This window comes from Parabacteroides sp. Marseille-P3160 (assembly GCF_900162725.1).
In the GTDB taxonomy this organism is placed as follows: Bacteria; Bacteroidota; Bacteroidia; order Bacteroidales; family Tannerellaceae; genus Marseille-P3160.
Window position 1 is genome coordinate 176,003 of record NZ_LT799418.1, and the last position, 12,844, is coordinate 188,846.

Here is a 12,844-nt window from a genome sequence, read left to right on the forward strand (position 1 = left end):
TAGATTAAAAGAATTGTATTTTTAATCCTAACGATAACCCCAAGTAGTCTTTTGGCGTCAAATAACGATTCTGAATCCGGCTGATTAAATACAGTTCATTCGTACTGATCTCATAAAAGAAAGTAATTGCATTTGCCGAGTACCGTTTACTTGCCGGTATATTATAAGTAATCCGTTGCCCCAAGAACACATTCATTCTTAATTTAGTCGAAAAAGAGTAGTAACCGCTTGGATATCTTTCTGCTTCACTGATCCAGAAATCTTCCCCAAAAACTGTATTCATATAGATTCCACACGCCAGTGGGTCCAAAGAGAAGCTCGGATTCAATCGAACCTTCCAAGGAATAAAATTTTGCTTTAAGGTAAAAGTTATTTTGAAATCATCCGTAGAATAACGGGGGATAAAACCTAAAAAAACATCGGTTTCCCATTGATTATTCTTTCCATAATCCCAACCGGTACCGAACGAAAGAAAGCCCATGGAGCCAGCATATTGTAACTTTACATATTTAGGAATTAAACTTGTCCAAATTTCATGATACTTATCTATCTTTTTTTGATAAGCATCCTGGGTTGAAAGCGATATGACGGCACATAACATCCAAAGACAAAGCAACCGCCTCCGATATTCAAAAGTCAACCACTTCATAATCATATGAATTCGGTGTTAATGTAAAAGTTAAATACTGCCGTTTCTCAATATTAGGAGTTCCGTAATACATAACACCATCCTCAAAAAGATCATCTACAGACAATCGATGGTCATGTGCATTCAAACAAAACATCAATTGGGGAAATCTCTTTATAAACTCCTGAAATACATAAGCGACATTATTATTAAATTGCTCTGAATAAGGGCGGACATGCATCACAAAAATAGTCCGCCGATGCGCCGTCGAATCCCTATATTGCTCTTCCATAAAATGGAAATCGGGAATAGGCCGGGAATAATCGTATTCCAACGCATTCGTATTTAAACAAACAAATTTCACATCCCCCGCCTGAAAAGCGAAATTTTCATCGCCGAAGATTTGACGAAAAATTTCTTCCCCATTGGCCAGACAATCATGATTACCAAGCAATACAACATAAGGTGCATACAATTTCTCCAATATATCGCACGTCCATAAGAACTCTTTGGTCAATCCGAAATCAGCCACATCTCCCCCATGGATAATGAAATCAATATCCGTCCGTCGGTTGGCCGCCGTTACAAAATCAACCGTTTCATCATAGCAGCGCTGAGTGTCCCCCATAAAAAGAAACCGGATTGTATCTTTATCCCGGCAAGCTTCCTCTATACGCAGGATATTCTTGTAATTAATATTCCGTTCTCCTTTGATCCGCCCGTCATACGGATGGTATTCGAAAAGATCACAGCCAGAAAACAGCAAAAGGAAGATAACAAACATAAATTGTGCATTCTTTTTCATTTCCGCCGCATTTGACTACAAAGATAAGATTGAATAGAGATAAAAAAAGGTTACAAGTTCATTGTAACCTTTTTTCAATAATTAAGTGTTTTTTTAATCCGGATAGGTATTATATTTATAAATACCGTTCAAATACAATTTAAAGAGGACTTTTTGGTCTCTTGATATATCTTGATTGGCATCATAAGATATCTTTACCGTCGAACTTTTCTTTACAATAAGTTCATCAAAAAGTGCTTTAATAATGTTGGTATACTTATCATCAGATAAATCGGTTTCCGATAAAAAACCGATCCCCGTTATTCCGGAAGGAGAACATGAACCTAAATTAACTGGGGTATTATTCCCGATCGTTATGGTAAAATTCTGTAATATAGCCGATTCAGATACATTTTTCAACCCATAAACACCAAAATAGGACTTTCCTCTTTGAAAGTTCTGCTCATTAGCCGGCGATAGATTTCGAGCATTCTCCTTACCAATAATTGAATCCAAAGTAACATTCACTAAAGGAGGAGTCGTTGTTCCTTCGATACCCGCCACTTCAATCGTAATCATATAAGGAATCTCTTTTGAGACAGGTAAAGCAACCTTCTTATCATCTCCTCCACAAGAAGCGAGAGTAAACATTAATACAAGCAATAAACCCAAAATATTTTGTTTCATCTTCATCTCAATATGATTTTATAGTTATTTAATTTGACAAAGATAGCATTTTTAATGCAATATTATCAATAATAGAGAATCATTTAAGTTTTATACACTCAAATTAAAAGAAAAAAGAGGGATCTGAGTTCTATTATTCGAAACAAATCAATCGTTATCCTCACAAATTAGATCGTTTTAGTAATGGTAAAAAAAGACTATAGACCACAAAAAGGCGATCTTTTACTATCTTTACATCAAAAAAGAGATGGAAGTTCGATTAATCGATACCGGTTATTTCCATGCAGACGGTGGGGCCATGTTCGGTGCGATACCCAAGACCTCATGGAGTCGGCGCTATCCTTCGGATGAAAAGAACGGATGCATCCTCGCAATGCGAACGGCGGTCATACGAACCGGCAACGGGCGAGTGATACTGGTCGACACAGGCGCCGGGGAGAAGCAATTGAGATTACTTAGCTTTTATCATTTCTTCGACCTCAAAGATCTGGTTTCCGAACTAGAGAAACTGGGTATTTCCCCCGGACAAGTAACGGATGTCATCCTTACCCACCTTCATTTCGACCACTGCGGGGATGCGACGCGACGGGATCCGGAAACCGGTCGGCTCGTTCCGACCTTCCCCCGGGCGAATTACTGGGTAGGTAAGGCACAATGGGAGAATTTCCAACGACCGAATCCGTTAGAAGCCGATTCTTTTTTCCTCGAAAACATGAGCGCCGTTGAAGAAAGCGGATTACTCCGCCTGGTAGATAAAGAAATACATCCGGATCCCTCCGTCGAATTGAAATTATACGACGGACATACGCCGGGACAGCTCGTCCCCTACATCTACCTGCCGAATAAAACGATTGTTTTTGCCGGAGATGTGATCCCTCTGGCGGCAAGCGTCTCTCCTACTTGGATCTCAGCTTATGATACCTACCCCGTAGCATCCTATTATTCGAAGGTACGGCTATTGGAAAAGGCGGCTGCTGAGGGGCAAATCCTCGTTTATTGCCATGACGCCTACATAAAAGCATCTACGGTGAAAAAAATCAACGATTTTTTTAAGCCCGAACAGACCAAAGGCTTTTTTGACGATCATTTCAAAGCATAAATGCGCTGGATGATGTCGACCACCTTCATCCCTTCGAGCACATTGGTCGTAATAGTCTCGGCGGGTTGTCCGGAAAGAACGTTGACTACGTTACGGATAACATAGTTGTGATTTTGTGCCGAACCTTTATAAGGGCCATAATCATTGCCGGGATTAGTCGGTGGTAATTCAGGCATCTCATAATCTTTAATATGACAATAGGTCACCTCGTTCATATACTGTCCGCCGATCTTAATGCTTCCGTTCTCCGCCACGATCAGCAGGCTGCTTTCCAGATTCTTGTCCCATACCGCCGTCGAATAGGCAAGCGTACCCATCCCTCCATCTACAAAATTAAAGTTGACGAAACCAGAATCTTCGAAGTCGGTCAATGTCGCATGATTGAAATCGGCGAAACGGGCCTGGATATTGCAGATATCTCCGAAAAGCCAGTACATGATATCGATAAAATGGGAGAATTGGGTAAACAACGTTCCACCGTCAAGCAAAGCGTTCCCATGCCATCCGCCTTTCTGGTAATACCGTTCGTCGCGATTCCAGTAACAGTTCAACTGTACCATGTACAGTTTGCCGAGCCGCCCGGATTCCACCATCCCTTTTATCCAGACGGAAGGAGGCGAATAGCGGTTCTGCATGACGCAAAAGACCTGCCGGTGATAGTTGAGTGAAGCGTAGACCACTTTCTCGGCTTCGGAGAGAGAAAGAGCCATCGGTTTCTCAATCACTGTATGATAGCCGGCTTCGATCACCTGCAAAGCCATCGGTGCATGTAGGCCGTTCGGCGTACAGATATTCACAACATCGAAAGAAAGCCCGCTGTCGAGCAATGCCTCCAAGCTGCTGAAAAAGGGAACCGGATAGGCTTCCAGCCCCAGTTCTTCCCGGGGAAGCAGGTCGCAAAGCGCGACCAGTTCTGCTTGTGGATCACGGGAGATCATTTCGGCGTGCCGTTTCCCGATGTGCCCGCAACCGACTACGGCAAAGCGGATAATTTTCTTTTCACTCATTTTTTCCAGAATTCTATAATCGAATCTATAATATAGTTCTGTTCTTCTTCCGTCAATTCGGAATGGATCGGCAGAGAAAGGACTTCCTTGGACAAACGCGTCGCTACCGATAAATCCGAAGCGCTTCGGGCAACCCATTTATAGGCTTCCTGTGCTTGTACCGGCAAAGGATAGTAAACCATCGTCGGAATGCCCTTTCCTTTCAGCCAGGCCTGCAACTTCTCCCTTTGCCCATCCTTCACCTGTACCGTATATTGATGATATAGATGGGTGGAAAAAGGCGATTTCACCGGGAGAACAAACGCATCAAAGCCTTTCAATCCCTCATCATACCGCTGGGCTAGCCGGATGCGCGCCTCGTTGAAGGCTTTGAGATGCTTCAGTTTTATCTCGAGGACTGCCGCCTGCAGAGTATCCAAACGGGAATTGCAGCCGATTATTTTATGATTGTACTTTGAGATCTGGCCATGATTGGCAATCTGCCGCAAAGTTTCCGCCAATGTATCGTCCGGCGTGATCATTGCACCTCCGTCCCCGTAACAGGCAAGCGGCTTGGAAGGAAAAAAGGAGGTCGTCCCGATATGTCCGATCGTCCCCCCCTTTTGCGTCTTTCCATCAGGGTAAAGGCATTCGGCACCGAGGGATTGGGCATTATCCTCGACGACATAGAGATGATACCTCTTCGCAAGGGTCATAAGCGGTTGCATGTCGCATAACTGGCCGAAGAGATGGACGGCGATCACCGCCTTGGTTTGCCAGGAAATAGCCTGTTCGATCTGTTCGATATTCAGATTGAAAGTCTCCGGATCGACATCCACGAGGACGGGCACCAGTCCGAGCATCGCCACGGCTTCCACCGCCGAGATATAGGTAAAAGCGGGGACAATCACCTCATCCCCCGGCTGCAAATTCAATGCCATCAGCGCCATCTGTATAGCATCCGTTCCATTCCCGCAGGGAATGACATGCGGAACATTCAGGTATTCCGCCAAATGTACCGCAAAGGATTTAACCTGCGGGCCATTAATGAAAGCTGTGCTTTCAAGCACCTCCTGCAAAGCCGCATCTATTTCCGGCTTCAGCCGGTGATACTGCCTGCGGAGATCCGCCATTTCTATATTCATAGTTTATGAATCACTTGCATCATTTGTTCTCCCAACCCGATAGTATATCCCTGCGAAACGAAGACTACCCGCCCGAATGTATCGGCGATGACAAAAACGGGCAATATACCGGATGAAGGCAAATTCATCGCGCTGCCCACCATCCCGGCAATCTTTCCGTCCGTATCGATTCCGTAGGTAATCGTACCCGGCAAAGCGCCGAATTCGTTCCTGTCGAATTTCTTCCATTCCGCTTCGTCCTTAAACAGCAGGATCATGCTTCGTCCCCACGTTTCAAATTCCTTTTGCAAAGCAGCGATATCGCGCATCGCATGATTGGTCGGCTCCTGCCGGGAGCCTAAAATCCCGAGGATGAAATACCCCCGTCCGGTAGTATTCAGGATCGACGTAGGCTCCAACGTATCTACCGGGCGGAATTTCGCCTCGGCGTCAATACTACCGATTACCTGGATATCGTCCTTGCTGGTCCGCATTTCCAAGGCGATCGAGGTGGTCTGCCCCGGGCGTACCGTAAAAAACGCTTCCTTTGTCAACACCTTTCCGCTTGCCATGCGCATACCGGTGATCAACAAATAGTTACCGGCATCCAGCGTGAGAGGTTTCTTCAACAAGCCCGCCCAAGTCGGATCGCTGTTCCCGTCCTCAAAATCCAAGGTCTGCAGAATGCCCTCCGACAAAACTTTGGCGATAGTAAAATGGGTATAATATTTCGGATTCGGTAATGCTTTCGTGGGTTGATAAGAGGCGACCACCTGCCCCTTCGGAGCGATTATCTGTATATTTGATTCAAAGTCCACATCTGTCCATTGGCCGCCCTTGGCATACTGCACCTTCCCGGCAACCCGTTCGATACGGGCCGGAATGCCCAGGCTACGCGCAGCCGCAACAAAGAAAATATCCCGGGAATTACGATCCGCCACACGGGCGCGATAGACGCCGAGCGGCCGGACAGGAATGCGTTGCGGATTCAAATCCTCCCGCACTTTGATTTGAACTTTTATCCAATCGACTAATTTCTGCGGTTCGGAGACAGCTTCCTTCCCGATTTCTGCAGAAAGTTGTTCCGCCAGTTCTTTCTTGTAAGGGCTGAGATACTCATATCCTACCCGCGGATTCAGTATATAAGCGTCGAAAAAGGGACTGTCGACCACCGGCGTATACTCCAGATGTGCCTTCAGGACGGAGGCGGGAGTGTCACGCAGGTCTTTAGCGGAAATGACGCCCAACAGCGCCATCGCCTTCGGACGTTGTTCCACCGGTGTCTCACGAAGGAACTGTTCGATTTCTTTCCAGTTTCCGCGGCTTCCCACTAAATAATCGGAGGTTTTAGCCGGGTCGGTGCCTATCTCTTCCGCCAGCATTTCCGCTTTCTCTTTTGTATAAAAAGTTGCTACATATTGATTCCGGATGCTGTCTTCCCTGACTAAACGCACGGCATTGGCCTCCTTCTGCTCTTCCGCTACCTCTGACGGAATGGAGCCCGGAACCGGGGGAACGATATCTATCTCAGCATTGCCCAAGTCGCCCGGCCGGTGCTCCAGAGCAATAGTGACCGTATCTTCTTTTCCGAAAGAAAGCCTGCGGTAACCGAAACAGTCGTCTTTACTCGCCCAGACCAACATATCGCCTTTACCGGCCGAAAGCGAACATTGCCCTCGCGCATCGGTTACTTTCCGCGCTACCGTATAAAACTCGGCATAGTTATATATTTTAAATTCGACAGAAGCGCCTTCCAGCGGTTTACCGGCGGAATCGACTACCGTAACGAAGCTTTTGGCGGTAGGTGCATAATTCTCTATTACATTGATCTCGGTATAACTCCGGGTGGAATCCATCACTTCTTCAGGGCCGTTATAGCGACCGAACACCTTTGTATGCATCAGCATCCCGCGGTAAGCCGGCGCATTGAACCAAGCCAGGTTGAGCACCGGCTCCGGCTCACAAGCGCCCATGAAATACCATTTGCCGTCTACCCAGACTTCCACCCAGGCATGATTGTCGTCTGTATGTGCCCATCGCGGCGTATAGACCTGCCGCGCAGGGATACCGACCGACCGCAGGGCGGCTACCGCAAAGGTAGACTCTTCACCACAACGCCCATAGGCGGTCTTCACTGACGCAAGGGCCGAACTGGTACGTGCATCCGAAGGGGTATAGATGACTTTTTCATGACACCAGTGATTGACCTCCAGCGCTGCATCTGCAAGCGATAACCCTTTCACCCGGTCTTTGAGTTCATCATAAAAAACCATCCGGCTCTCGTCCAGTGTTTCGTTATTCACTCGCACCGGTAGGACGAAATGACGGAATATCCCTTCCGGGATCGTCTTTCCCCAAGGCATTTCCTGTTGTGCCCGGAAAGAGGAACGTACGTTCTTCAAATAAAATTCACCATCATAATCGGTCAAATCACCGACCGGCATATAGGCATAGAGAAACGCGAGCGCTTCTTTTTCCCGTGAATTGATATCTTGATCGAGTATTTTAAACAAATCGCCCGCAGGTAAATCTTTCTTCTTTACTTCCAAGTCTGCATAGACTTGTGTACGGACGTACTTGTCCGTTAGAAAATATTCCTCCCGGCAGCCGGTTGTAACCAGCAGGGTGAAACACAAAATTGTTCCGAAACAACTTATCTTCATAAAATCAGTATTTAAGTCACAAAGATAATGATATCTCGCAAACCTTCGTTTTTTTTGCGCCTCCGAACCCTTTTTATCGTTTTTTCTTTTGCGACGAAGCATTATGTATCGAGAAACTCGTCCGGGAGATTAACAAGATAAAGGCGGCGGGTGGCACGGGTAAAAGCGGTATAGAGCCAGCGGTAGAAGTCTTCCCCCAGCATTTCTTCCGTCACATAGCCGATGTCGAGAAAGACGTTTTTCCACTGCCCTCCCTGCGCTTTGTGACAGGTTACGGCATAGGCGTATTTCACCTGAACGGCATTATAGTAAGGATCGGCTTTTAGTTTCTTCATTTTCCCAGCCTTCGTCGTTTCATAGGCATAATCTTCCAGGATAGAATGGAAGAGGGTGTCCGCCTGTTCTCCAGACAAGGCGGGACTGTCGGATTGGAGTGTGTCTAAAATCACCTTCACCTCCAGTTCCACTTCATGGTCGGGGAAGTAGACGAGCGCTTCGCAGAAACGAAATCCGTAGAACTCCGTTTGCCGGCGGACCCGTTGCACACGGACAATTTCTCCGTTGGCGATAAAATCCATCTCCTTGCAGTCTGCCGTCCAGAAATAGTTATTTTTGGCCACCATCAGCAAGTCGCCTGACGAAAGCTCTTCTTCCCGGTAAAGGATACGATTGCGGATGCCTTGGTTATAGCTGTTCGCCCGCTTGTTGGAACGGCAGATCACCATCGTTTCGTCGATTCCGTCGCGACTGTAGGCCGATGAAATTTCCTCGATCAATTCGCCTCCCGGGATCGGTTTCAGATCGGGGAAGCCGGCCAGATGAAGTTTGGGAAAGAGATGGATCTGATTCCGGCGTAAGGCTTCACGGATGCGCGTCGCATTAAAAAGGATACCGGAACCTTCCGTCTGGCGGACCACCTGTGTGAGGCTAACCTGAATGACATGCAAGCCGTATCCTTGCAATAAATCCCTGTTTAATGCGGGGCTTTCAATCTGTTGCACCGGAGGGAGCTGGGCGTCATCGCCCAAAAGAAGCAACCGGCAATTTTCACCCGAATAGACAAAGTGAATCAGATCGTCCAGCAGGCAGCCGGTTCCGAAAAAATGGTTCCCCTGGCTTTGGTTGGCGATCATGGAGGCCTCGTCGACCAGGAAAAGGGTATCCTTATGCAGGTTATCGGTCAGCGAAAAGCCGGAATCCATCCCAAAAGACTTCTGCCGGTAGATTTTCCGGTGAATGGTATAGGCTTTTTCTCCGGAGTATTCGGAGAAGACCTTGGCAGCCCGTCCGGTCGGAGCAAGCAACAAGGTTTTTTGTTTCAATCCGGTCAAGGTTTTTACCACCGCCCCGAGCAAGGACGTCTTTCCGGTACCGGCATATCCTTTCAGCAACAGGAGCGAATCGTTTTCCCGGGAAAGCAGAAAGCCGGTGATGGCCTGAAGGGCGCCGTACTGCTCCTCCGTCGGAACATAAGGCAAGGATTTTATTATTTGCTGAAGTAAATAGGTATCAATCATCAAAGCATTTCTTAATCAAAAAGAAACAAACAAAGGTATGGATTAAATATTCTTTTCTATACATTTGTAAAATTAAATAAGGATAAAGGCATGAAATCTTTTGAAATACCGGAAACTTTGACATTGGATAGCGCCGCACTGTTCACCGTCTATTTACGTTTGGATCCGGGCGGCCTCTCTTTCTCCGGATATAATACAAAAGAAGAAGGGAGTTATTTCTTTGTGAAAGTAGTCTTTGATAAAGATAAGCCCTATCTTGAATCCCTGAAAGATTATTTTTTCTCTCACGAATTCCTGACCTATACTTACAAGAAAGTATTTGTGATTCCGTTTCCGTCGTCTTACACACTTGTACCCGAAGAGATTTACCTTCCGGAAGAAAAGGAGCAGATACTGGCGTTCAACTTTGCTTCGAAGAATGGGAAGGCATTGAATAACAATTGCAAGGAAAGCCAAGTAGAGATTGTTTTCGACATAGACCGCCAGGTATACGAATTTTGCTGCCGTTCATTGACAAACCCGCAGTTTATCCATCCGATCCGGCCGCTTCTCCGCCTTTGGAAAAAACAAAGCCAGAATTGCCTGCCGAAGCAGATGTACGTCATCCTGCAAAAGGAATCGATGGATATCGCCTGCTACGAACGCGGACAGTTGTTATTCGCTAATTCATTCGGCTTCGAGCACTCCGAAGATATTATTTACTACATCCTGTATGTCTGGAAACAAATCGACATGAACCAACTAATCGACCAGATCCGGCTGACGGGGGAACCGACTCTCTGCAACCAGGTGTTGGACAGGCTTCAGATTTACCTTCAATACATCGCCCGGATCGAACTCCCGGCGGAAACTTATACATTCGGTCCCGCTTTGATGCAGGCTCCGTTAGACTTAATCGCCCTGGCCACATGCGAATCATAGGAGGAAAATATAGACACCGGCGTTTCCAGGTTCCTCCCACTTTTTCGGCACGTCCGACAACGGATTTCGCCAAGGAAAATATCTTCAACGTGATTTGGAACCTGATCGATCTCGAAGAAACGGATGCGCTGGATCTTTTTGCGGGGACGGGCGGCATTTCGTTCGAATTGCTTTCCCGCGGTTGCCGTTCGGTAACCGCCGTGGAACAGAATAACGCCCATGCAGCATTTATAGCGAAGGTAGAGAAGGAGTTGAATACCGGAGGACTGACATTGATCCGGGGAGACGTATTCCGCTATCTGGGCGCTTCTCCTGGGCGCTCCTTCGATTTCATTTTCGCCGATCCTCCCTATGCGTTGGAACGATTGGCGGAAGTACCGCAACTCGTCTTGTCGTCCGGCTTGTTGAAAGAAGGAGGACTTTTTGTCATGGAACACTCCAAGGAAGAAGACTTTTCCTCTCTTCCCCATTTTAACCAGCGGCGCGTTTACGGCTCCGTTAACTTCAGTCTTTTCCTGAAAGAATAAAAAGCGCCCTATGCTCCGTCTTGGATGATAAAACCAAGACAATGCCAATTAATTTGCCAAAACGCCATACGATCCGTTTGCAGAAATATGATTATTCATAAGAAGGATTGTATTTCGTTACCCTTTGTACCTATGAACGAGTCCATTTATTTGGGGATCTCTCCGAATGCGGCGAAATGATATTAAACGAATACGGTAAGATAGCTCAAATTAATCGTCTGATGGTTATTAGGACGGGCAAATGCAATTTGCCCCTACAGAACGTAGAACACAAGGAACGGCGTATGGATCGTAGGAGCAAAGTGAACTCGCCTGCAAACTCGCCCGCATTCAAAAACACACCTATAGGATAACATGGACTTCGCTGAGGGAGGCAACCGTGTAGGTCGGTGCGAAGCCGTTAACAGGAAGTTGGCGGGGATTGAACCAAAGCTGGTCGATGCGGGCTTGATAAGCGCCGGAGATATCGGCTTCCCAGCTATCGCCGATCATCAGCGATTCGCTTTTCCTCGAGTTGGTATTCTTTAGAGCATAATCAAAAATCCGCTTATTGGGTTTTTGTATTTGGGCATCCTCCGAAAGGATCACTTTCTCGAAATAGGGCGCCAGGCCGGAATACTGCAACTTCATTCCCTGTACTTCCCTGAAACCGTTGGAAAGGATGAAAAGACGGTAGCGCCCCTTCAGATAATCGAGGAGATCCAATGCACCGGGCACCAGGCGCGTCTTATTTCCGGTACGGAAAAGGAAGTCCTTGTTGATCCGGAGGACTTCCTCCGAGTCTTCAATACCCAAGGGGCGGAGGACATAGAGGAAACGGTCGAGGATCAGCGTTTGCCGGTCGATCTCCCCGTTGCGGTATTGCGCCCAGAGAAGTTCGTTATGCGGCATATAAATAGCAAAGAAAGCCTCGAAGGAGGTATAATACCGGTCGAAACGATAGTCGGTATAAATTTCTTCGAGGCTCTCTTTGTTATTATGGTAAGTATCCCAGAGTGTATCGTCCAGATCGATAAAAAGGGATTTGTAATGCTTCATCCGACTTCAATCACCAGGTATTTGCCCAAGCTCCAGAAATATTTATAATCCTTGATAACCAAAGTCAGGTTCTTTTCGGCGTCTTGTTTGAATTCATATGAATCCTTGGGATGATTGGATTTCAGTTCTGCTTTCGAAGCGAACAAAGGTATCTCTTTCAACTCACGAATATCCACCGCAATAAAATAATCCTTATTGAAACCGGTCTGCAAGACTTTAGATTTTGAAAACAGGCCTCCGCCGGAAATGATTTTCTGGTCTTTCAACTCTTTTTCCGTTCCAAAGCAATAATACGCCCTGTTCAGTTCCTTATCCTGCGCGCTGATAGTCTTCGATTGGCTGGAGGCGGTTGTAGACAAGTTTTCCACGTTCTCATTCAAAGAGGCAACCATTTCATCCAATTCTTGGATACGGATGTTCTTCTTAGCCAAATCTTCCTGAAGGGAAGCAATGAGCGTCGCCTTCTGATCCAATTCGGAAGAAAGGCGGTTTAACGTTTTCTGCAAAGCGGAAGACTTGATATTGCTCTTATTCAGTTGCTCCTGCAATTGGGCGATCTGCGCCTTATTTTTCTTCAGCGTTTCAGTGATCAACTGCATGTTCTCTTTAATCTGCTCCCGCTTGCTTTGATTAAACTCGCCTCCGGTCTGTTGCTGGATCGTAAGGTAATTCTCGGCATCGCGGATCGACTGGATATCAGCCTGCACGTCATTCAGAGTAGAGAGCATTTCATTAAGTTCCGCCGTATTCTGCGCGCTTTCCTGTTTCAGGGAATCATTTTCCGCCTGTAGCTTCTTATAATCGGACGAATTCTGACCGCAGGAAATCAACAGGAGTGCACTGATCCCAATAAATAGTACTTTCTTCATT

Annotated in this window: 12 protein-coding genes; 3 read left to right on the forward strand and 9 right to left on the reverse strand. The window is 46.6% G+C overall.

What is annotated here, in order from left to right; translation table 11 throughout:
* Positions 1-4 precede the first annotated feature (4 nt).
* The 3 genes from BQ8014_RS00765 to BQ8014_RS00775 all read right to left on the reverse strand — a co-directional run bounded on the left by BQ8014_RS00765 (position 5) and on the right by BQ8014_RS00775 (position 2,105).
* On the reverse strand, positions 5-655 hold the full coding sequence (locus tag BQ8014_RS00765; protein ID WP_369808769.1) for a hypothetical protein: 651 nt from the start codon (positions 653-655) through the stop codon (positions 5-7).
* Positions 630-1,433, reverse strand: a complete 804-nt coding sequence (locus BQ8014_RS00770; protein WP_080902680.1) for a metallophosphoesterase family protein — start codon at positions 1,431-1,433, stop codon at positions 630-632. The genes BQ8014_RS00765 and BQ8014_RS00770 overlap by 26 nt, the downstream gene beginning before the upstream one ends.
* A gap of 93 nt (positions 1,434-1,526) precedes the next feature.
* Positions 1,527-2,105, reverse strand: a complete 579-nt coding sequence (locus BQ8014_RS00775; RefSeq protein WP_080902681.1) for a hypothetical protein — start codon at positions 2,103-2,105, stop codon at positions 1,527-1,529.
* Positions 2,106-2,346: 241 nt separating this feature from the next.
* Between BQ8014_RS00775 and BQ8014_RS00780 the strand changes: the two genes are divergently transcribed.
* On the forward strand, positions 2,347-3,198 hold the full coding sequence (locus BQ8014_RS00780; protein WP_080902682.1) for an MBL fold metallo-hydrolase: 852 nt from the start codon (positions 2,347-2,349) through the stop codon (positions 3,196-3,198).
* On the opposite strand, the gene BQ8014_RS00785 is transcribed toward BQ8014_RS00780, so the two are convergent.
* The 4 genes from BQ8014_RS00785 to BQ8014_RS00800 form a co-directional block, all read right to left on the reverse strand.
* A complete protein-coding gene (locus BQ8014_RS00785; RefSeq protein WP_080902683.1) occupies positions 3,183-4,205 on the reverse strand; it encodes a Gfo/Idh/MocA family protein in 1,023 nt (340 codons plus the stop codon). The two genes, BQ8014_RS00780 and BQ8014_RS00785, sit on opposite strands and share 16 nt — an antisense overlap.
* Entirely contained in the window at positions 4,202-5,329 is a 1,128-nt protein-coding gene (locus BQ8014_RS00790) for a DegT/DnrJ/EryC1/StrS family aminotransferase (RefSeq protein ID WP_234997949.1), read from the reverse strand. The genes BQ8014_RS00785 and BQ8014_RS00790 overlap by 4 nt, the downstream gene beginning before the upstream one ends.
* Complete coding sequence (locus tag BQ8014_RS00795; protein ID WP_080902684.1) at positions 5,326-7,971, reverse strand: transglutaminase-like domain-containing protein; 2,646 nt, start codon at positions 7,969-7,971, stop codon at positions 5,326-5,328. The genes BQ8014_RS00790 and BQ8014_RS00795 overlap by 4 nt, the downstream gene beginning before the upstream one ends.
* A gap of 101 nt (positions 7,972-8,072) precedes the next feature.
* Entirely contained in the window at positions 8,073-9,488 is a 1,416-nt protein-coding gene (locus tag BQ8014_RS00800) for an ATP-dependent DNA helicase (protein WP_080902685.1), read from the reverse strand.
* A gap of 90 nt (positions 9,489-9,578) precedes the next feature.
* Between BQ8014_RS00800 and BQ8014_RS00805 the strand changes: the two genes are divergently transcribed.
* Positions 9,579-10,409, forward strand: a complete 831-nt coding sequence (locus tag BQ8014_RS00805; RefSeq protein ID WP_080902686.1) for a DUF3822 family protein — start codon at positions 9,579-9,581, stop codon at positions 10,407-10,409.
* On the forward strand, positions 10,397-10,936 hold the full coding sequence (gene rsmD / locus BQ8014_RS00810) for a 16S rRNA (guanine(966)-N(2))-methyltransferase RsmD (RefSeq protein WP_080902687.1): 540 nt from the start codon (positions 10,397-10,399) through the stop codon (positions 10,934-10,936). Before BQ8014_RS00805 ends, rsmD begins: the two co-directional genes overlap by 13 nt.
* Positions 10,937-11,278: 342 nt before the next feature.
* Here rsmD and BQ8014_RS00815 read toward each other — a convergent pair whose 3' ends face one another.
* Together BQ8014_RS00815 and BQ8014_RS00820 are read right to left on the reverse strand one after the other, a co-directional pair.
* Positions 11,279-11,974 (reverse strand): YjjG family noncanonical pyrimidine nucleotidase, encoded by a 696-nt coding sequence (locus BQ8014_RS00815; RefSeq protein WP_080902688.1) that lies wholly within the window; start codon positions 11,972-11,974, stop codon positions 11,279-11,281.
* The gene (locus tag BQ8014_RS00820) at positions 11,971-12,843 is read right to left on the reverse strand and encodes a Cbp1 family collagen-binding glycoprotein adhesin (protein WP_080902689.1); all 873 of its coding nucleotides are present in this window, start codon (positions 12,841-12,843) and stop codon (positions 11,971-11,973) included. The genes BQ8014_RS00815 and BQ8014_RS00820 overlap by 4 nt, the downstream gene beginning before the upstream one ends.
* Between the last annotated feature and the right edge of the window lies 1 nt (position 12,844).